Origin of the sequence: Pseudomonas sp. B6(2017), assembly GCF_002112765.1 — a bacterium.
GTDB lineage: Bacteria > Pseudomonadota > Gammaproteobacteria > Pseudomonadales > Pseudomonadaceae > Aquipseudomonas > Aquipseudomonas piscis.
In genome coordinates this window covers 58765-78429 of sequence record NZ_NEIQ01000010.1, presented here as the reverse complement: position 1 = coordinate 78429, position 19665 = coordinate 58765, and the positions used below count along the sequence as shown (strand labels likewise).

Below are 19665 nucleotides of genomic sequence, written 5' to 3'. Positions count from 1 at the left end.
GGACAGGCGCCCCGGGAGACCGTTCATTCAGCGCAGCCGTAGGCTCGCTCGACCCTGCTCACCCGCGTACTGAAGCTGCGATACCACTGGTTGCGACCGCGCTCGCGGACAGCGCTGTGCTCGGCGTGTCGCTTCCAGGCCAGGATCGCCTCCTCGCAGGTCCAGTAGGACACGGTGATTCCGAAGCCATCGGCGCCCCGTGCCGATTCGACCCCGAGAAATCCCGGCTGCTGGCGGGCCAACTCGAGCATGCGTGCGGCCGCCTGGTCATAGTCCGGATCGGCTGCATTGCGCTGGGAGCTGAAGATCACTGCGTAGTAGGGCGGTGCGGGTGTCTGGCCGATCATCGCTGAACCTCCCGGCAGGCTTGGAGCAGGGCCCGGGCCAGGGGCGGGGTGTGGCCGGCGAGTGCCGCGCGTTCGGGTTGGAACAAGGTCGCGACGAAGAACGGATGGCCGTCCAGCTCCACGGCGCGCAGTTCTGCGGCCTGGTCGTGGCCGCTGGCACGCAGGGCGCCGGCAAGCAGGGGGCCGGCGAAGTCCAGATTGACCCCGTAGCGGCAGCGGTAGCCTTCCTCGATGCGCTGGCTGCCATAGGCCCTGGCGATCAGGCTATCGGGGCGCAGCTGGATAAGGTCGCGGGTTTCCACCAGGGCGCAGCTCAGCAGGCTCAGGACCGCCCGCTCCGCCTCGGGAGCGGTTTCCCCGTGCTCGGCATCGGTCCAGCCCAGCACGTTGCGAGCGTATTCCAGCACCGCGTGCTGGAAGCCGCCGCAGGTGCCGAGAAAGGGCCGCTGTTTCTCCCGGGCCACGCGGATCGCCAGCAGTGCCCCGGCCATGTTGTGATAGGGGCTGCCGGGCACGCACCAGATGCCATCGAAACCTTCCAGTTGCCCGGCATCGTGCAAGTGTTCGGTAGCCAGCCACTGGTATTGCAGTTGCACGCCCGTCTCGATGGCGGCTCGTTCCAGGGCCAGGGGCAGGGCCTGGTGCGCGGTGATCCGGGGATCGTGATCACCCACCAGGGCGATGCGAATCAGTGGTGTCGCTGGGTGTGCGGGCATGGGGCACTCTTCTGTTCATGCTGGCTTGTGGTCGGTTGGCGGCCACTATAGATTGGCGCTGGTGCAATCAATATTGGCGTTTTGACAAGTGATCAATGCAGTGGCGCACTATCAACTGGACTATCCCGACCTGGCGCTGATCCTGGCCCTGGTCCGTGGCGGCTCCCTGGCCCGCGCGGCCGCCCTGCTCAAGGTCGATGTCTCGACGGTGTTTCGCGCGGTGCGCCGGCTCGAGGCCGGGCTTGGCCAGCAACTGTTCGACAAGAGCCGCGCCGGCTATCTGCCCACCGGCCTGGCCCAGGCGCTGGCCCAGCAAGCCGAGCAGGCGGAACAGGCGCTGGAGGCGGCGCGGATCGGTGTGGCCAGGGGCGGCGAGGTGATCAGCGGCAAGGTGCGCCTGACCTGCACCGACTCGGTGTTGCACAGCTTGTTGCTGCCGGCGCTGGCGCAGTTCATGCCGAACTACCCGGCTCTGGTCATCGAGCTGTGCACTTCCAACGATTTTGCCAACCTCAGCCGGCGCGATGCGGATATCGCCGTGCGCCTGACCGCGACGCCGCCCGAGCATCTGGTGGGGCGCTGCCTGGGGGCTGTGGCTTATCGCTTGTATGCCAGTGTCGCGTACTGCCAGCGGGTGGATTGCAGCGAGCTTTCGCAGCTGGCGTGGATCGCCCCGGACGACTTCCTGCCCGACCATCCGACGGTGGCCTGGCGGCGCCAGCAGTGGCCTGGGGTGCAACCGGCCTATCGCTGCAACAGCATGCAGTCGGTGGTGGAACTGGTGCGTGCAGGGCTTGGGGTCGCGGCGCTGCCGGACTTTCTCGTCGCCGACGGGACGCTGGTGCCCTTGAGCGAACCCCTGGGCCATGAAACGGCCCTGTGGTTGCTGACCCGGCCGGATTGCCGGGCCCTGCGCTCGGTGGTGACACTATTCGATGAGCTGGCGCGCCACCTGCGCTGGAACTGAAATGCTCAGGCGCCGGGCTGTTCCTTGCGCACGAAGTGCTCGTGCATTTCGCTGGTCAGGTTCTCGATACGCTCGGTCAGCTGCTTGGTCATTTCCGTCAGGCGAGTGTTCTGCTCCAGCAATTCCAGCAATTGCGCGGTGGTCTGGGCGGCCTCGGCCTGGCGCTCGCTATTGGCGACGGCCAGGGCTTCGCGGTGTTGCGCGTCGGCGTCGGACTGGGCCTTGTCCCGGGCGGCCTGGCGCGTCTGCGCCAGGAGGATCAGCGGCGCGGCATAGGCCGATTGCAGGCTGAAGGCCAGGTTCAGGAGGATGAAGGGGTAGACATCGAAGTGGGTCAGCCCGCTGAGGTTCAGGGCCACCCAGATCACCACTACCAGGGTCTGCGCGCCGAGGAAGGCCGGGGTGCCGAAGAAGCGGGCGAAGGCCTCGGCCTTCAGGGCGAAACTGTCGGTGCCGAAGGTCGGCGCCAAGTGGGCATGGGCGCGATGAAAGCGCAGGTGATCGGTGCTCGAGGTGGTTTTTTCCGGGGTGTCGCTGGAACTCATGGTGGCCTCCGCCAGGCGTTGGAACGTCGGGCCACTATAGCTTTGCAGGGCGTTCCCGGCGTCATTATCGACGCCGGGAACGGCTTCTCTCAGAGCGCGCCGCGTTCCCCGGCGAATACGCTCACGGCGTCTACCGCTTCGCTGGCGCCGTCGCGAATCTGCAGGATCGCGGAGCCCGCCTGGTCGGCCAGTTGCACACCCTTGGCCGCCCGCTCCCGGGTGCCGTCCATGCTCTTGATGGCTTGCAGGGTTTCGTTCTGGATCATGTCGATCATGCTGGAGATCTCCGCCGTCGAGCCGCTGGTGCGGGCCGCCAGTTGGCGCACTTCATCGGCCACCACGGCGAAGCCGCGCCCTTGCTCGCCAGCCCGGGCGGCCTCGATGGCGGCATTGAGCGCCAGCAGGTTGGTCTGGTCGGCGATGCCGCGGATGGTGTTGACGATGGCGGTGATCTGCTCCGAGCGCTCGCCGAGCCGGGCGATCTGCGAGGAGGAGTCCTCGATGTTGCTGGCGATCTGGCGCATTTCGCTGGCGGCCTGCTGGATCACCCCGGTGCCTTGCTCGGCGACTTTACGGGTCTGCACCGAGATGTGGTACGCCTGGGCCGCGCTCTTTGCATCGCGCTCGTGTTTTTCCACCTGCTCGGTGACGTCGGCGGCGTACTTGACCACCTTGCACAAGCGCCCGGCGGCGTCGTACACCGGGTTGTAGTTGGCCTCCAGCCACAGGGTGCGGCCGTGTTTGTCGATGCGTTCGAAACGGCCGTTGATGAACTGGCCCTGGTTGAGGCGGTTCCAGAAGTCCTGGTAGCTGCTGCTGTTGGCCAGTTCCGGCTTGCAGAACATCCGGTGATGCTTGCCCTTGATCTCGGCCAGGCTGTAGCCCAGGCGCCCGAGGAAGTTGGCGTTGGCGTCGAGGATGGTGCCGTCGAGGTTGAATTCGATCACCGCCATGGCCCGGTCGATGGCGTCCAGCTTGTTCCGGGCCTCGACTTGCTCCTGGATCCTGGTGGTGACGTCCAGGGCGTACTTGACCACCTTGTAGACCTTGCCGGCTTCATCGCGGATGGGGTTGTAGCTGGCTTCCAGCCACAGGCTGCGGCCATCGCTGGCCAGGCGCTCGAAGGTGCCGGATTCGAAATGGCCGTCCCGCAGGCGGGTCCACAGTTTCTGGTAGTCGCTGCTGCGGGCATATTCGGCCGTACAGAACAGCCGGTGGGATTGGCCCAGGACCTGGTCTTCGCGATAACCCAAGGTCTTGAGGAAATTGTCGTTGGCCCGCAGCACACTGCCGTTGAGGTCGAACTCGATCACCGCCATGGAGCGGTCGATGGCGTCCAGCATGCGGGATTGTTCGGCGATGGTCCGGTTCAGGGAATCGATGGTCTTGTTGTGACGGTTGAATAGCATGTTGGCTGGTGCTCTGTGGGAAAAACGTTGCGTCGGTCCCTATTGAGTGCGCCGGTATGCCGAATGCTCCCTGACATCCGACATTATCTGCTCAATGCCAGCGTTCCATGGCTGACAGAAAAACTCACAGTGCTGATGCGGGACGACGCTTCGGGCGAGCGCCTGTGGTCGCATCAGGTGGATACGTATTGGCTGCGAGTCGATTTAATTGGCTTGGCCTGGCTAACGGTTGTAGCCGCAACGCTGCATAGGAAAGGCGGGCGCTGTCGCGAAGTGGCGGCATTATGATGGCATTGGCGCTGCAAAATCCAAATAAACTTGTACAAAAATATTTTTTACTTCCTTTTTGTATAAGTTTTTCAGGCTCTTATGCCATTTGCGCCTGGGTCAGACGATCCCCGTCATCGTTGCTGGCGATCCGGTTGCGGCCATTGTTCTTGGCCTGGTACAGCGCCTGGTCCGCGGCATGCAGCCAGGCCGACGGATCCTTGAAGTTCGAGTCGAACGCCGCCAGGCCGATGCTCAGGCTGACCTTCAAGTCTTCGATGTGCGGATGCCGGTACTGGCTGAAGACCTGGCGCAGGCGCTCCATGACCTCCACTGCCTGCGGGTGGCTCATGCGCGGCAGGATCACGCAGAACTCGTCGCCGCCATAGCGTCCGGCAAGGTCGTCATGGCGCAGGTTGCGCCGCAGTTCGTTGCTCAGGTGGCGCAGCACCGTGTCGCCGATGAGGTGGCCGTAGGTGTCGTTGATCGATTTGAAATGATCGACATCGATCAGCGCGATGCTGGCCTCGATCTGCCGCTGCTGGCACTTGTGGAACTTGATGTGCAGCAGGTCTTTCCAGGAACCGTGGTTGAGCAGGCCGGTCAGGCTATCGGTACGGCTCAGGGCGCTCAGGGCCCGCTTGTGCTCCGACAACTTGATCGCCAGGCGGTAGCAGACGGTGCCTACCGCCAGCGGGTAGAGGGTCAGCATGGGCAGGCAGGCGTAGACCTGCAGGTCGCTGATCCGGGTCGTGAAGCTGGCGCCGAACAGGGCCCAGGACAGCAGTATTCCGCCGCACTGGGCCAGGCTGCCGCGAATGAACAGGCGCAACCCTCCAGCGGCCACGTTGTTCATGGCCATCATCGACAGGATGGTCACCGTCGGTAGCGGATTGAATTGCATGGTGGCCGCCCAGAACCCGCCGAGCAGTGAGTCGTACAGCATGTTGCGGCGCTCCGCCTGGTAGGGAAAGGCCGAACGGGTGGAGAGCTGGCAAGCCAGGTGGGGCCAGAGCAGGCCATGGAACAGGAGCAGGGCCCAGACCCAGTCCGGTGGTGCCAGGGGCTGGATTGCGGCGAAGACACTGATACCGCCGATGCCTAGACCTATGATCCTTGGTCGATAGATGCGCCGGGCAAATGACAGCCCCTTGCCGCGTTGATTTTCCATGTATTCCTGCACCAGGTTCTGTAGTGGAGCACCGTGCCGGTGCTCCCGCGGCTTGGCCGCTTGTCGGATCAGTCCGGCGAATATTGTCAGTCATTCCAGGGACAATAATCAGTGTCCTTCGAAGCCATTTCAGCGTGCTGGAGGCAGGTTGTAGCGGGCAAGGGGGGCAGGGCGGGGGAAGTTCAGGCCTGATAGTGGCCGAGAAACATGTCCAGGGCCGATTCGACCACCTGCGATTGCATTTCCGGGGTCAGGGGCGGGTGGCCGAGGCTGATCTGCGGCCACAGGGCGAAGCTCTTGAGCAGGCCGTGCATCTGCTGGGCCGCGAACTCCGCATCCACCGGCTTGATCCGGGCGTCGGCCTGGGCAGCGCGAATCCAAAGGCTCAGGGATTCTTCCCGTTCTCCCAGGCGCGCCACCATGTCCTGCGCGCGTTCCGGTGAATGGATGGCCGCGGCGATGGCCACCCGGGCGAGATCGAGGAAGTTTTCGTCGGCGAGCAATTGCAGCTTGGCCCGCAGCAGGCTGGCCAGTTGTTCACGCAGGGGCTGGTCGCTGCGGTAGGTGATTTCCGTCTGTGCGCTGATGCTGGCCCACAGTTGATTGAGGATCTCGGCGAACAGCTCTTCCTTGCTGGGGAAGTGGTTGTACACCGTGCGTTTGGAAACTCCCGCCGTGGCAGCGATCTTGTCCATGCTGGTGATGTCGAAACCACAGGCGCGGAACTCGCTGATCGCCGCCTGGATAATGGCGTTGCGCTTGAGGTCGGTGCGGCGCTTCGGAGCTGTCATGGGTCGGGTTCGTTCAGGGTGGTCGGGAAAAGCATCCGGCAGTCTACTTTGTCTTAATCCTGTTGCAATGCAGAAACTACACTGTGTAGTGTAGTTCGCATTCGAAACGATGATCCGCGGTCGGTGCCTGGGTGCAGGGCCAAATGATCATCCTGCAGCGCAACGCCGGCACTTCGCGGCGTTCCATGGAGTCACTCAAGTCATGGCCATTGTCTCGTCCAACGTCACTCGTGTTCCCCGCCAGGAAACCTCACGCCAGGAACAGGGAGCCTTTCGCAACCACGCTCCGGTGAGTCGTGCAGGCTTCGGCAAGACCTTGCAGATCTTCTGGAACATGCTGTTCCACAAACCGCGCAATACCCGCCCGGCCGGCGCGATCCCGGTGCAGCCCCTGACCCGCGAACAGCTGCTGGCTGCGCCGGACCAGAGCGTCTTCAGGCTTGGGCATTCCACGGTGTTGCTGAAGATGCGTGGCAAGTTCTGGATCACCGACCCGGTGTTCGCCGAGCGTGCTTCGCCAGTGCAATGGGCCGGGCCCAAGCGTTTTCACCAGCCGCCCATCAGCCTCGCGGCATTGCCAGAGATCGAGGCGGTCATCCTCTCCCACGACCACTACGACCATCTGGACCACCAGACGGTACTGGCCCTGGCCAGCAAGACCCGGCACTTCCTCACGCCCCTGGGCGTGGGCGATACCCTGATCAAGTGGGGCGTGCCCGCAGCCAAGGTGCGGCAACTGGACTGGTGGCAGGGGTGTGAAATCGAAGGCATCTGCTTCATCGCCACGCCATCGCAGCACTTCTCCGGGCGCGGCCTGTTCGATGGCAACCGTACCTTGTGGGCCTCCTGGGTGATGATCGATGGGCTGACCCGGATCTTCTTCAGCGGCGATACCGGCTACTTCGATGGCTTCAAGCGCATTGGCCAGCAGTACGGCCCGTTCGACCTGACGCTGATGGAGACCGGTGCCTACAACGTTGAATGGCCGCATGTGCACATGCAGCCGGAGCAAACGTTGCAGGCCCATATCGACCTGCAGGGTCGGTGGTTGCTGCCGATCCACAACGGTACCTTCGACCTGGCCATGCACGCCTGGCATGAGCCCTTCGACCGGATCCTGGCCCTGGCCTGGGAGCGCAGCATCAATATCGCTACCCCACAGATGGGACAGCTCTTCAGCCTTGGCCAGCCCGACCGGGGAACGGCCTGGTGGCTGGAAGTGGAAGAGGTGCTGGAAGAGGCCGGTGTCGAGTCGGCCTGACACCGCATGCCGGCGCCGGTGCATGTCGTCCGGGGACGGATGGTTCAGCCCCAGGCGCGGGATCATTCGATCATGACGTAGTCCGGGCGCTCCATCGGGTTGGGAGTCGCTCCCCTGATGTTCATGCCCCGGCCAGGAGCGAAGCCCGGGAAAAACACCAGCCCCTGGCTTTCCAGGCAGAACGCCAGGGCCAGGCGCGTCACGTCACGGACGTCGAAGCCGGCTTCGAAACGCTGGATCGCCTGTACCGACACCGTGGATTCGCGGGACAGCCGTTCCATGTCCCAATCCAGCATGTCGCGGGCCTGGGTGCAGTGCCTTGGGGTGAACTGGTAGAGAGCGATACGTTCCAGGGTGATTTTCATCGCTAGAGAGGCCATGGGTTTTCTCCGGAAGGTCGATGTGTGAAATTGTACTGTATATTTGTACAGTTATTCGGCTTGCGGATCAAACCCGATTGCGGGTGCTGCACGGACCTTTGGTCACAAGGTCTTTCCCGGCGTGGATTCCAGGTGATTCAGGTAGGTGGTGGGGGAGTGCCCCAGCACCCGGCGAAACATGGTGGAGAATGCCCCGGGGCTGTCGTAGCCGAAGTCCAGGGCGATTCGCGTCACGCTCTGCGCCGCTGCCAGGCGAGCCAGGGCCTGGACCACGCAGGCCTGCTGGCGCCATTGAATGAAGCTCATGCCCGTTTGCTGGCGAAACCCGCGATTGAAGGTGCGCAGGCTGACATGTAACTGCTGGGCCCAGGACTGGGGCGACTGGTGGATATCGGGGCGCATGAGGAAGGCCTGGCACAATTCCAGCAGCGGTCCGGCCATGGGTAACGGGATATGCAGGGGCAATGGCGGGCAGCGTTGCAGTTCGCGCAGCAGCAACTCGATCAGCAAGCCGTCGCGCCCTTGCTGGTCGTATTCAAGGGGGATCTGCACCGCCTCCAACAGCAACTGGCGCAACAGCGGCGACACACCGATAACCTGGCACCCACGACTGTCCAGCGGCGCAGCGTCAGGCTCAATGTACAGGCTGCGGGTACTGACCCCGAGCATCAGCACTTCATGTTCCACCTGGGGCGGGATCCACACCGCACGCTGGGGCGGAACTACCCAATTACCCTGTTCGGTAGCCACCTGCATGACGCCGGTGGCGCCGTACAGGAGTTGAGCTCGTCGATGGCGGTGGCGGGGCAGGCGCTGGCCGTCGGCGTAATCGGTACCGATGGCCACTACCGGGCGTGGCGTCTGGTCCAGCTGGTCGATGGGGATATTGCGCATGCCGACGAGTCCCGTGCTTGGCGTAAACGCCAACATTATTGGCTGACTTACTGAAGCCGGCCAAGCGCCGGCGTTCTATCGTCCGGACTTTCCCTGGCTGACGGATGCTGTTCGATGTTCTATCTATTACTGGCACTTTTTGGCTGCATGACGGGCATCAGCGCCGTGCTGTTCGGCTTCGGCGGGGGCTTCGTGGTGGTGCCGCTGCTGTACTGGATGCTGCTGGCCAGCCAGGGCGCGGACTCGGCGGCCGGGCAGTCGGCGATGCACATTGCCGTGGCTACCTCCACCTGCGTGATGATCGTCAACGCCCTGGTTGCAAGCCGCCGGCACCAGCGCGCCGGCAATCTGGTCCGGCATTACCTGTGGCCGCTGGGCGGGTATATCGGCCTGGGGGCGACGTTCGGCGCGGCTGCGGCGATGTGGGTCGATGGCGAGGTGATCCGCTATGCCTTCATCGCCTACCTGGCTATCACCATCGCCGATTGCCTGTTGCGGCGTGGCTTTCTCGACCCGGCCCAGGGTCAGCAAGCGCGCAACCTGGGGGGCATGCAAACCATGTTTGGCGGCATGGGAATCGGCATGATCGCCACCTTTTTAGGGGTTGGCGGCAGCGTGATGACGGTTCCGCTGTTGCGTCGTTGCGGCTTGAGCATGACCCAGGCCACTTCCATGGCCAATCCCTTGAGCGTGCCGGTGGCCCTGGCGGGTACCGCCACCTACATGCTGCTGGCAGGCTTGAGCCGCTTCGACCTGGGTCCCTGGTTCGTCGGTTATGTCGATCTGCTGGCGTTTTCGGTACTGACCCTGGGGTCGCTGCTGGGCATTCGCCTGGCCACGCCATGGATCGGCCGGATCCCGGACCGCGTACACGCACGTGTGTACATCGGGCTGCTGGTGCTGGTGCTGCTGAGCATGTGCCTGAAGTGACGGGCACGTCACGCTCGATGGCTCGATTGTATTGGGGGCGCGGTTCATAATCGCCTACCGTCTAACCCGGCCGGGTCCTTTCGCGGAAGGTTCCCGGTGACCAATACAAGGGAACCTCCATGTTCAACGGACTGATGCGCCGACTGTTCCTTGTCCTGTTGTTGTCGATCCTGGGATCGGCCGCGCAGGCTTCGTCTACCCGCCAAATCCTGGTCGGGACCCTGGGCAACATGCCGATCGTGATGGAGATCGACACCAGCGACCCACAGAAGGTCACGGGGCGTTATTTCTACCAGAAGTACCACCATGACCTGGCCCTGGAGGGCACGCTGGACGGGCAGTCATTGCAGCTGCGCGAAGGTCGCGAAGACTATGCCAAGGACGCGCCGCCCCAGGCCGCTTTCCAGTTGCAGGGCACCGCCGACGGCTGGCAGGGCCAGTGGCTGGGAACCAAGGGCAAGACCCTGGAGGTCCGCTTGGCACCGGCCAGCGCCGCCGCGCCCAAGCCGGACGCGCTGCCCTACCTCGTGCAGTTGTACCGGGAAGACTTGTACGCGTACCTGCGCCTGCAGGGCCTGACGCTCAAGCAAGGCAAGCAGCAGGAGTTCATGGGCTACACCCTGCAATGGTGGAGCGAACCATCGTCGAAACTGGCGATGTTCAAGGTGGTTGCCGGTTATCCGCAGGAGCGCCAGGAGCGGCTCAACCAGTTGCTGATGGAGCGCCTGTGGAGCGAGGTGACGGCTTACCACGAGTGCTTGCTGGAGGCCGGCCAGGGTGGCGAGTTCATGCAGACCGTCAAGCCGCGGTTCTTCAACTCGGCCGTGCTCAGCGCCAGCATCGCCACCAGCTACACCTGTGGCGGCGCCCATCCGGATTTTGGCGACTCGCCCTTGAACATCGATGTGGGCAGTGGCCGTGACCTGGCCCTGACGGATGTGTTGTGGCTCGGTAAAGGCCAGCCGCCCAAGCCATCCCAATACAGTGCCCTGCATGACTACAACACCCAGCAGCTGGGGCCTTGGCTGGTCAAGCAGTTCACCGCCCTGCACCCGCGTGAAATGCGCGAGCCGGCCACCGAGGGCGATGGCTGCAACTACAGCGATGCCAGCGTATGGGGCGACAACAGTTGGTACTTCACCCCCAAGGGGCTGTTCATCAGCGCCTATTTCCCCCGTGCGGAACGGGCCTGCGATGGGCCGGAATGGGCCGTGCTGCCCTACTCGGTGGTCAGCAAGCACCCCGGCGCCGTGGCCCTGGACCTGCCCAAGCGCTGATGGCCGCTGGCTGGCCGGTCACTAGGTCTCCAGCCCCGGAGCCTCGCGGATCACCAAGTGGTCCAGGTTCTCGATATCGGCGCTGAAAACCCCGAAGCTCGCTTCGGGGTTTTTCTTGCTCGGTACCTGCTTGAAGGTGGGCGTCACACCATAGAAGAAGCAATACAGCTCACGCTGGCTGTCGATGGCGAGCTTGATCTCCTCGAGGAAGGCCTTGCGCTTGCGGTAGTTGTCCACCAGCTTCTTGCTCAGGTAGACGTTGACCGAATAGGGCTTCTTGCTGGTCTGGCCGTCTTCCTTGAACCAGACCTTCTGGGCGAAATCGATGCGAAAGCTCTGGGTGTAGTCCCTGATCTGCTTGATCTTGCCCCAGTAGATCAAGCCCTTGTTGTCTTGCAGGTACTCGATCTTCTTGAAGAACGCGGCATAGGACGCGGTGTGTTCGCCGATCTTCAACGGCATGCGCTTGAGCAGGTCCTTGTCGTCGATGTTCGACACGAAGCACTCCACCGGATGGGCGAAGACGCTGGTCTTGTCCGGAACGTTGTCATGCTCGGCGGGGGGCTGGGCGGTCTTGCCGGAAGCGGTTGGCGGGGCGGCCACTGAAGGGGCCGGCGCGATGGCCGAGGTGGCAGGTTTGCGCAGGTACTCGCGCCGCACCAGCAGCAGTTCCGAGGGGAAGTGTTCCTCGCGGTCCTGGGCGCTTGCCGCGCCTTCCCCATCGGCGGCCGTCTTGCCGGCGCCGTAGGGACAACCTGCTATATGGCGGGTGCCGGGCAGGTTCTTGAAGTGCGGGGTACGGATGTAGTTGAGGTTCTTGGCGTTGAAGGTGCCCAGCTGGTTGCCGGATTCGAACGCCAGGCGGCATTCGTCGTTGGGGCACTGGAAGCTTTCCCTTGCTGAATCGAAGTCCATGGTTTCGTCGAAATTCAGGTCCCGCACGTCATAGATCGACAGCTTGTCGTCGAGGCCGATGCAGTAGGCGGTGGCGAATTTCATGGAGCCTGGATCCTTGGGCGGGAAAGGGGACTTTATAGCGGTAGTGACAAGGACCTGCACCTGTTCTTTGCGTACCTCTGGCAAACCAGCGGTGGCTAAAGGGAAGGGTGCAGCCCGCCATCCATGTCGATGACCGCGCCGGTCACGTAGCTGGCCCGGGGGCTGGCCAGGAACAGCGCGACATCGGCGATTTCCTCAGGCTGCGCCAGCCGGCCGATGGGCAGCGCGGCCTCCTTGGCCTTGAGCACCGCCTGGACGCTCGACTGGCCATGCTCGGCCTCGAAGGCCAGGGTCTGCTCGGTGCGGCTGGTCAGGGTCAGGCCGGGGTTGATGGCGTTGATGCGTATGCCGCTGGCCGCATGGGCGTTGGCCAGGCCGGCATTGAGGAACAGCAGTGCGGCGTTGGCCAGGCCGCCGGCCAGGTGGTTGGCCATCACGTGGCGACCGCCGATGCCGATGATATTGACGATGGCCTTGTCCTCTTGCGCGCCGGCGGCGCGTTGGCGGGCGAAGGAGCGCAGGGCCTGGTGCTGCATGTTCAGGTAGGGCGTGAACTTGGCGTGCAGGGCTTCGTGGAAATTGGCAGGCTCCAGGGTCTGGAGCGGGTATTTTTTGGCCGCCCCCGCGCAGTTGACCAGGATATCCAGTGCACCGAACTGCTCTTCAAGGCTCGCCATGGCCTGCTCGCAACCAGCGCTGGATGCCAAGTCCCGGGCATGCGCGAGCAGCGGCCAGCCACGCTGGGCGAATTCGGCCCGGGCCGCCTCGAGGTTGGCCGGATCGCGGGAAACGATCGCCACCTGGGCACCCTCTGCGGCGAAAGCCCTGGCGCAGGCCAGCCCTATGCCCTTGCTGCCGCCAGTGATGATCACGCGCTTGCCATGCAGATGCAGGTCCATCGCTCACTCCGTTGGTTGTTTGCCGTGTGCCAGCTGGTTCAGGTATTCGTCGACTTCGTTGGCCAGCCAGTTGGAAAACACCCGTTGCTTGACCTCCGAGCGTTCCCGGTTGGGCAGCACCAGCCAGTAGGGATAAGGGTAGGGGGCGGTGATCGGGGACAACTGCACCAGTTCTCCACGCTTGATCGCATCGTCCACCAGGCTGCGGCGTTCCAGGGCGATGCCCTGGCCCAGGCGCACGGCTTGCAGCACCAGGTTGGAGTCGTTGCTGCACAGGCCGATGCGCGGCACGTCGAGGTCCAGCCCGGCGGCCTGGCACCAGGGCTGCCAGGACTCCATGTTGAAGATGATGTTGCTGCTGATGATTTCCTCTGGGGTCTGTGGCAGCACGCCGCCGTTGAAGTGCGGAGCGGCGACCACCAGCGTCTCGTCATGAAACAGCAGGTGCTGCTCCAGCCCGTCCCAGTCACCCTTGCCCATGCGGATGCCGACATCGACCGATTCCCGGGTCAGGTTCGACACCGCCAGGCTCGCCTGCAGGCGGATGCTGATGTGCGGCTGCGATTGCTGGAAGCGCGGCAAGCGCGGCAACAGCCAGCTGAAACCGAACGAGGGGAGGACGGCCACCACCAGCTCCGTGGATTTGGGCTGGGTCTTGATCAGCCGCGTGGCTTCGGCGATTCCACTCAGTGATTCGCGGATCTGCAGGGCATACAGCCGGCCATCCTCGCTGACCCGCAGGCCACGTCCCTCACGCACGAACAAGGTGACGCCTATCATCTCCTCCAGCACCTTGATCTGCTGGCTGATGGCCGAATGGGTGACATGCAGTTCCTTGGCGGCGGCGGTGACGCTACCGAGCCTGGCAACCGCCTCGAAGCTACGCAGGCAGGTGATCGGGGGAATGCTCGACATGTAATTTATTCTTACGCGTTATGGTAAAAAATATCGATATATAAGTGTGGAGGTTGTCACTAGTGTAAGGGTTAGTAAAGTCTTCGACCGGCAAGAGGATGGATGCCATGGACTCAGCACACAGGGAGCGGCAAACGATCACGGGCAGCCCCGATGGCGCTGAGCACCAGGGCCTGCAAGTTTCATTGGCCAGGGCGCAACTGCTCTCGGTACGTTTTGCCCACGACATCTACACCCGGGCGGTCAGTGGCAAGCACTGGATCAGCACCGACGGCGTCGACTTCTCGATCGGCCCCGGTGAACGGGTGAAATTGTCCGCCGGGCTGGCCCTGATCGACGGTGAAGGAGTCCTGCAACTGGCGCCAGCCGAGCAGTGTTCCCCGCAGCCGCGCTCCTGGCGCCTGGCCCAGTTGTTCAAGCGTCGCACGGCGGCGCTGGAAATCGATATCAACTAAGGAGAGTGATGGATGAAACTCATTGGCATGCTGGATTCACCCTATGTTCGCCGGGTGGCCATTTCCCTGGACCTGCTGGGGATCAAGTTCGAACATGAACCGCTGTCGGTGTTCAGCACCTTCGAGGCGTTTTCCCGGATCAACCCGGTGGTCAAGGCGCCGACCCTGGTGCTCGACGACGGTTCCGTACTGCTGGATTCGACACTGATCATCGATTATTTCGAGACCCTGAGCGCTCCCGCCAGCAAGTTGCTGCCAGCGCAACCCCAGGCGCTGGCCCAGGCCCTGCGTACCCTGGGGCTGGCCTTGGCGGCCTGCGAGAAAACCGTGCAGATCGTCTATGAGCACAATCTTCGCCCGGCGGAAAAACTCCACCAGCCCTGGGTCGAACGGGTGACCCGGCAATTGCTGGCGGCCTGTGGCGAACTGGACAAGCAACTGGCGGCCCATCCAGTATCAGGCGAACGGCCGGACCAGGCCGCCGTCACCAGTGCCGTGGCCTGGTCGTTCATGCAGCTGATGCTGCCCGACGTGGTCAAGGCCGATGACTTCCCGGCGCTCAAGGCCCATGCCGCGCGCCTGGAACAGACCGAGCTGTTCAAGCGCTATCCGATCGCCTGACCCCTGGGCGCGGTCCGGGCCTGGCCCGACCGCGCCGACTCCCCTCCCGCCAGCGCCTGGCTGTTGCGAGCCATTGCCATGTACTCACTCTATTTCGCGCCGACGGCCAACGGGCACAAGATCCTGATCATGCTCGAGGCGCTCGGCGTGCCTTACCGGATCCATCGAATCGACCTGGCGCTGGGTGAACAGCACCGCGGGGAGTTCGCCCGCTTGACCCCCCACCGCAAGATTCCATTGCTGGTCGATCACCAGCAGCAGCTGACGCTGCCGGAGTCCGGCGCCATCCTGCAGTACCTGGCAGAAACCCATGGCCGCTTCCTGCCGGCCAACGGGGCCCCGCGCTACGAGGTGCTGCACTGGCTGGCCTGGCAGGTCAGTAGCCTCGGGCCGATGGCCGGGCAGCAATATCACTTCATCCACCAGGAGGCCGAAGGCAACCAGTACGCGCGGGCGCGCTACCGGGAGCAGACCGTGCATCTGTTCCAGACCGTGGAAAAGACCCTGGCCGGGCGCGATTTCATTGCCCACGACTACTCGATCGCCGACATGGCCATCTATCCCTGGCTGCGCATCCACGGCCAGTTGCAGGTGGATATCCAGGCGCTGCCCAACCTGGCCGGCTACCTGCAACGCATGGCCACCCGCACCGAGGTGCGGGCGGCCTATGCCAAGGGGGCGGCGCCGGTAGCGCCACCCCCGGCGCAACTTCAGGCGGGTGTGGCGGCAGGCTGAGCGGTGGCGTAGCGCCCGCCGTGGAAGATCAGCGGGTCGCCCTGGGCATGGCTGAAGTGCAGTACCTCGCCGAGGAAGATCCAATGGTCGCCGCCGTCCAGCTGGCGATGCTTCAGGCATTCGAACTGGGCGATGGCCCCATGGATCAGCGGCATGTTGTGCTTGCCCAGGGCAAAACCGACGCTGTGGAACTTGTCGGGCAGCGGCTTGGCGAAGCGATCGCTGACCTCCCTCTGGCCCTCTGCGAGCACATTGATCGCGAAGCCATCGGCGGCCTCGAAGGCCTGTGCGCTCCAGGACTCCTTGCGCAGGCTCCACAGCACCAGCGCCGGCTCCAGGGAGACGGAGTTGAAGCTGTTGACCGTGAGGCCGGTGGGCTGGCCCTGGGGATCCAGGGTGGTGACGACGCAGATGCCCGTGGCGAACTGTCCATAGGCGTTGCGCAGGGCGCGCTTGTCCGTAGCAATGCTGTTCATCGCGGCTTCCTTCTCAGACGAATGATGAAACGCTCTTGATGGCCTCCAGGCACTGGCCCAGGATCGACAAACCGTCGGCCAGAGTCTGGGTGTCGATGGTCAATGGCATCAGGAAGCGAATGACGTTGTTGCGTGGACCACAAGCCAGCAACAGCAGACCCCGCTGCTGCGCCAGCCTGACCAGCAGCCGGGTCAGGTCGGTGGCGGGCATGCTCTGCCGGGCATCGTCGAACAGTTCCAGGGCGACCATGGCCCCGAGCCCGCGGATCCGGCAACTGACGCCCAGGCCGCTGGTGACTTCCTCCAGCGCTCGGGTCAAGGTGTTGCCCAGGGTGACCGCCTGCTCCAGCAAGCGCTCCTGCTCGATCACCTCCAGCACCGCCAGGGCGGCGGCGCAGGCCAGGGGGTTGCCGGCATAGGTGCCACCCAGGCCCCCCGGACCGATGCTGTCCATCAGCTCGGCGCGGCCGACCACGCCCGACAGCGGCAGGCCGCCGGCCACCGACTTGCCGAACACGATCAGGTCGGCATCGACGCCCATCTGTTCCATGGCGAAGAAAGTCCCGGTGCGCCCTGCGCCGCATTGCACCTCGTCGGCGATCAGCAGGATGCCGTGTTTGTCGCACAGAGCCCGCAAGGCCGCCATGAAGGCTGGCGGGGCCACATGGAAACCGCCTTCGCCCTGTACCGGCTCGATGATGATCGCGGCGATATCGGTGGGCGCCGCATCGCAGTAGAAGATCCGTTCCAGGCTGGCCAGCGCCTGTTGGGTGTCGACTTCGACGCCATCGGGAAACAAGGCGCGATAGACGTGGCCCGGCATCAAGCCCATGGCCGTGCTGTATGGCGCAACCTTGGCGGTCATGGCCATGGTCAGGAACGTACGGCCATGGAAGGCCCCGGTGAAGGCGATGACGCCGGTGCGCCCGGTGGCGGCCCGCGCCACCTTGATGGCGCTTTCCACGGCTTCCGCGCCGGTGGTCAGCAACAGGCTGCGCTTGTCGAACGCACCGGGCATGTGGCGATTGATGCGTTCGCAGACGCTGATGTAGTCCTCATAGGGCGTGACCGCGAAACAGGTGTGGGCGAACAGCCCGAGCTGGGCCTGGACTGCCTCGACCACCCGTGGATGCAGGTGTCCGGTGTTGAGGGCGGCGATGCCGCCGGCGAAATCGATGTAGTGCTTGCCGTTGGCATCGGTGAGCTGGGCGTTGCGCGCGCTTTTCACGTAGACCGGGTGGAGTTGGTTGATTCCACGAGCCACGGCGCACTGGCGCCGGGCGTCCAAGGACGGGAACTCACTCTGCATGGGTGTTCTCCGGTGGTTGGGCCAAGCCGCCCCGGCACAGGCTGGATGCATGTGCCGGGTGGCTCCAGGGATGGATCAGCGTTGGCGCCACTGGGCCAGCGCCTGGTCGGCGGCCTGGTTCAGCTCTTCGCGGTTGCCGTAGCGATAGCTGTCCAGGAAGTCGAATTTCACCGGCGTCGCGCCCCGGTCGAACAGCGGCTTGATACCGCCAGGGGCGTTGTGTGCCCACAGCAGCAGCGAGTCGGCGAAGGGCTGGCTGGCGCGGGACAGGAAGCGATTGGAGAAGTCGGCGAAGTCGATCGGCAGGTGCTCGCGGTTAGCCTCGAACAACTGTTGCAGCACTTCGATGGTGCGGGCTTCGCTCTGGTTGCCGGCGGCATAGCTTTCCATCGCCGCGCAGGCTTGCTCGAACAGCGCTTCGAAGGCAGGACTCTCGATGGACAGGTGCCCGGCGTAGGTGGCGTTCTCGAAGGCCTGGCGCAGCTTGGCGGCATCGCCATCGGCCAGGTAGTCGGCGTAGATCTTGCGCAGGCGCAACACGCCGATGTAGCTGCCGCTGATCCAGACCCGGAACCAGGCGTTCCACAGTGCGAAGCTGTCGAAGGCGGTGAAGGAGTTGGCCACCAGGCGATCGTTGATCCTGACCACTTCCAGGCTGTAGTCCTGGTAGGCGAGGAAGTCTTGCTTGTCCCAGGTGTTGCTCCTGACCGCATCGATGAGCGCCGGCGCCACGCGGGCGATCGACTCGAAGGTGTTGACCAGGCCACGGGAAAACAGCGGATCGACGAAGCCCACCGCATGCCCCAGCAGGCAGTAGCGATTGCCCACGCTTTCGCGGCTGGTGTAGTTCAGGCGCGGGGCCACGGTCCATTCGCGTACCCGTGCGGCGCCTTCGAAATGCCGTGCCACCGTGGGGTGCTCGGCGAGAAAACGCTGGAACTCTTGCTCCGGATCGCCGGCCGGCCCGTGTTTGTCGATGTCCACTTGCAGGCCGATGCTGCAAAGGGTGTTGGTCGAGTGCGGGTGATTGTCGAAGGGAATGATCCACAGCCAGCCGCCTTCGAACATGTGGTGCAGGGTGCTTTGCGCCAGGGCGGTCGGCGACCCCGTGACCTCGGTGCCGGCCACTGCCTCTTCGTAGAGCTTGACCCCGGTCATGTGGGTGAACAGCGAGCGGGTGCGCGCCTGCATCTCCCGTGCGCCCTGGCGCAGCCCGAACTTGTCGGCGATCGGTGAGCGATAGCCGGCGGCGTCCACCACGTAGCTGACCTGGATCTGCTCGTTGCCCAGGTTCAGCAACATGCCGTCGGGCGTCTCCTCGATGTCCTGGATGCGCACTTGCTGGCGGATGGTGGCGCCCAGGCGCGCCGCCAGCGCCAGGTAGTAGGCGTCGACGTCCTGGCGGAACAGGTGGGCCTCGGGGGCGATGACCGGGGTGGATACCACGTCCAGCGGGTTGTGTTCGCAGTTCTTGCCGTTCCAGGCAAAGCTGAAGGCCAGCTTGATGCCTGCGCTGGAGGAGCCGACGTGCTTGATCAGCGAGTTCAGCTCGCCGGGGTAGGCCAGTTCGGGAATGCCGTAGCGCTTGGCGAGGATTTTCAGCAGCACGGCGCTTTCCGGCACCATCGACTCGCCGACGGCGAAGCGCGGGTGGGTGCCCGCATCGATGATCACGGTCTTGACGCCCTGGCTGGCCAGGATCGCGCCCAGCATGGTGCCGGCGATGCCGCTGCCGATGATTGCAACATCAAAAGTCTGGTTGTGCATTTTTCGGTTTCTCAAGGTGGAGGGCGAAGGGAAGGATCACAAGCACAGGAGTCGGGTCTGGACCTCGATTCCGCGATCGGGGGCGAAGTCGGCGCGGCACAGGAACAGGAACTTGGCCTGGCCATCTTGCAGCCACTGCTGCGCCAGGCTCTCGGCGATGGGCCGGGCGTCGGCATCGGGCATCGTCAGCACCAGGGTCGGGCCCTGGAAGCCATAGCGGGTACAGCAGATGGAGAGCGGGGCGCCAGCGTTGGCATTGATGAAGTCCACCGGGGATACGCGTCCGCGGGCCTGGAGATCGCCGACGATCCTGCCGGTCAACTGGCTGGGGAACGCCGTGCCGTACTGGATCATGCCGACATGCACGCGCTGTTCATCCAGGGCGCCGGCATGCTGGCGTTGCAGGTTGCCGACACTTTGCAGAACGCTGAAGACCAGGGGATCGGCGCTCTTGAGGCCACGACGCAAGTTCTCGTCGAGGTCGGCGTAAGTCAGTGAATGGGTGTTGCTGGTCGCGAGTGTTTTCATCTTCGG

The 19665-nt window shown here is 64.0% G+C and carries 22 protein-coding genes and 2 pseudogenes; 8 read left to right on the top strand and 16 right to left on the bottom strand.

Annotated features, from left to right (window positions below; all coding sequences use genetic code 11):
- Window positions 1-23: 23 nt before the first annotated feature.
- Window positions 24-347, bottom strand: coding sequence for an antibiotic biosynthesis monooxygenase (locus tag CAG11_RS18205; protein ID WP_085597295.1), 324 nt, complete (start codon window positions 345-347; stop codon window positions 24-26).
- A complete protein-coding gene (locus CAG11_RS18200; RefSeq protein ID WP_085597294.1) occupies window positions 344-1063 on the bottom strand; it encodes a CTP synthase in 720 nt (239 codons plus the stop codon). Before CAG11_RS18200 ends, CAG11_RS18205 begins: the two co-directional genes overlap by 4 nt.
- Before the next feature lie 88 nt (window positions 1064-1151).
- Here CAG11_RS18200 and CAG11_RS18195 point away from each other — a divergent pair, with 88 nt between their 5' ends.
- The gene (locus CAG11_RS18195) at window positions 1152-2030 is read left to right on the top strand and encodes a LysR family transcriptional regulator (protein ID WP_085597293.1); all 879 of its coding nucleotides are present in this window, start codon (window positions 1152-1154) and stop codon (window positions 2028-2030) included.
- Between the two features lie 5 nt (window positions 2031-2035).
- Here CAG11_RS18195 and CAG11_RS18190 read toward each other — a convergent pair whose 3' ends face one another.
- The 3 genes and pseudogenes from CAG11_RS18190 to CAG11_RS34515 form a co-directional block, all read right to left on the bottom strand.
- Window positions 2036-2575, bottom strand: coding sequence for a DUF1003 domain-containing protein (locus tag CAG11_RS18190; RefSeq protein WP_022640362.1), 540 nt, complete (start codon window positions 2573-2575; stop codon window positions 2036-2038).
- An 89-nt stretch (window positions 2576-2664) separates the two neighbouring features.
- A pseudogene (locus CAG11_RS34520) lies at window positions 2665-3105 on the bottom strand (methyl-accepting chemotaxis protein); the annotation flags it as partial.
- A gap of 105 nt (window positions 3106-3210) precedes the next feature.
- A pseudogene (locus CAG11_RS34515) lies at window positions 3211-3894 on the bottom strand (PAS domain-containing protein); the annotation flags it as partial.
- Window positions 3895-4047: 153 nt separating this feature from the next.
- Here CAG11_RS34515 and CAG11_RS33220 point away from each other — a divergent pair.
- Entirely contained in the window at window positions 4048-4272 is a 225-nt protein-coding gene (locus CAG11_RS33220) for a hypothetical protein (protein WP_143494624.1), read from the top strand.
- Between the two features lie 79 nt (window positions 4273-4351).
- Here CAG11_RS33220 and CAG11_RS18180 read toward each other — a convergent pair whose 3' ends face one another.
- Window positions 4352-5422 carry a diguanylate cyclase gene (locus CAG11_RS18180; RefSeq protein ID WP_085597291.1) on the bottom strand — a complete coding sequence of 357 codons (1071 nt, stop codon included), beginning with the start codon at window positions 5420-5422 and terminating at the stop codon, window positions 4352-4354.
- Window positions 5423-5604: 182 nt separating this feature from the next.
- A complete protein-coding gene (locus tag CAG11_RS18175; RefSeq protein WP_085597290.1) occupies window positions 5605-6213 on the bottom strand; it encodes a TetR/AcrR family transcriptional regulator in 609 nt (202 codons plus the stop codon).
- Window positions 6214-6415: 202 nt separating this feature from the next.
- Between CAG11_RS18175 and CAG11_RS18170 the strand changes: the two genes are divergently transcribed.
- Window positions 6416-7474, top strand: a complete 1059-nt coding sequence (locus CAG11_RS18170) for an MBL fold metallo-hydrolase (RefSeq protein ID WP_085597289.1) — start codon at window positions 6416-6418, stop codon at window positions 7472-7474.
- A gap of 62 nt (window positions 7475-7536) precedes the next feature.
- Here the strand turns inward: CAG11_RS18170 and CAG11_RS18165 are convergent, their stop codons facing one another.
- On the bottom strand, window positions 7537-7854 hold the full coding sequence (locus tag CAG11_RS18165; RefSeq protein ID WP_031320348.1) for a hypothetical protein: 318 nt from the start codon (window positions 7852-7854) through the stop codon (window positions 7537-7539).
- Window positions 7855-7956: 102 nt separating this feature from the next.
- Window positions 7957-8748, bottom strand: a complete 792-nt coding sequence (locus CAG11_RS18160) for a helix-turn-helix transcriptional regulator (RefSeq protein WP_085597288.1) — start codon at window positions 8746-8748, stop codon at window positions 7957-7959.
- A gap of 114 nt (window positions 8749-8862) precedes the next feature.
- Between CAG11_RS18160 and CAG11_RS18155 the strand changes: the two genes are divergently transcribed.
- Together CAG11_RS18155 and CAG11_RS18150 are read left to right on the top strand one after the other, a co-directional pair.
- Entirely contained in the window at window positions 8863-9678 is an 816-nt protein-coding gene (locus CAG11_RS18155) for a sulfite exporter TauE/SafE family protein (RefSeq protein WP_085597287.1), read from the top strand.
- Window positions 9679-9797: 119 nt separating this feature from the next.
- Entirely contained in the window at window positions 9798-10955 is a 1158-nt protein-coding gene (locus tag CAG11_RS18150) for a hypothetical protein (RefSeq protein WP_085597286.1), read from the top strand.
- 21 nt (window positions 10956-10976) lie between these two features.
- Here CAG11_RS18150 and CAG11_RS18145 read toward each other — a convergent pair whose 3' ends face one another.
- From CAG11_RS18145 to CAG11_RS18135, 3 genes are all read right to left on the bottom strand, one after another.
- Complete coding sequence (locus CAG11_RS18145) at window positions 10977-11954, bottom strand: hypothetical protein (protein WP_085597285.1); 978 nt, start codon at window positions 11952-11954, stop codon at window positions 10977-10979.
- A gap of 95 nt (window positions 11955-12049) precedes the next feature.
- Complete coding sequence (locus CAG11_RS18140) at window positions 12050-12853, bottom strand: SDR family NAD(P)-dependent oxidoreductase (RefSeq protein ID WP_053137096.1); 804 nt, start codon at window positions 12851-12853, stop codon at window positions 12050-12052.
- Window positions 12854-12856: 3 nt separating this feature from the next.
- Window positions 12857-13768: a LysR substrate-binding domain-containing protein gene (locus CAG11_RS18135; protein WP_022640351.1), complete on the bottom strand. Its 912-nt coding sequence runs from the start codon at window positions 13766-13768 to the stop codon at window positions 12857-12859.
- Window positions 13769-13875: 107 nt separating this feature from the next.
- On the opposite strand from CAG11_RS18135, the gene CAG11_RS18130 reads away from it, so the two are divergent.
- From CAG11_RS18130 to CAG11_RS18120, 3 genes are all read left to right on the top strand, one after another.
- Window positions 13876-14223, top strand: a complete 348-nt coding sequence (locus CAG11_RS18130; protein WP_143494622.1) for a hypothetical protein — start codon at window positions 13876-13878, stop codon at window positions 14221-14223.
- A 12-nt stretch (window positions 14224-14235) separates the two neighbouring features.
- Entirely contained in the window at window positions 14236-14844 is a 609-nt protein-coding gene (locus tag CAG11_RS18125) for a glutathione S-transferase (RefSeq protein WP_085597283.1), read from the top strand.
- A gap of 78 nt (window positions 14845-14922) precedes the next feature.
- Window positions 14923-15579 (top strand): glutathione S-transferase family protein, encoded by a 657-nt coding sequence (locus tag CAG11_RS18120; protein WP_085597282.1) that lies wholly within the window; start codon window positions 14923-14925, stop codon window positions 15577-15579.
- Here CAG11_RS18120 and CAG11_RS18115 read toward each other — a convergent pair.
- The 4 genes from CAG11_RS18115 to CAG11_RS18100 all read right to left on the bottom strand — a co-directional run bounded on the left by CAG11_RS18115 (window position 15555) and on the right by CAG11_RS18100 (window position 19659).
- Window positions 15555-16055 carry a flavin reductase family protein gene (locus CAG11_RS18115; RefSeq protein WP_053137084.1) on the bottom strand — a complete coding sequence of 167 codons (501 nt, stop codon included), beginning with the start codon at window positions 16053-16055 and terminating at the stop codon, window positions 15555-15557. The two genes, CAG11_RS18120 and CAG11_RS18115, sit on opposite strands and share 25 nt — an antisense overlap.
- Before the next feature lie 13 nt (window positions 16056-16068).
- The gene (locus CAG11_RS18110; protein ID WP_085597281.1) at window positions 16069-17364 is read right to left on the bottom strand and encodes an aminotransferase class III-fold pyridoxal phosphate-dependent enzyme; all 1296 of its coding nucleotides are present in this window, start codon (window positions 17362-17364) and stop codon (window positions 16069-16071) included.
- Window positions 17365-17439: 75 nt separating this feature from the next.
- Window positions 17440-19131 (bottom strand): NAD(P)/FAD-dependent oxidoreductase, encoded by a 1692-nt coding sequence (locus CAG11_RS18105; protein ID WP_053137079.1) that lies wholly within the window; start codon window positions 19129-19131, stop codon window positions 17440-17442.
- 36 nt (window positions 19132-19167) lie between these two features.
- Window positions 19168-19659, bottom strand: coding sequence for a hypothetical protein (locus tag CAG11_RS18100; RefSeq protein ID WP_022640343.1), 492 nt, complete (start codon window positions 19657-19659; stop codon window positions 19168-19170).
- Window positions 19660-19665 lie beyond the last annotated feature (6 nt).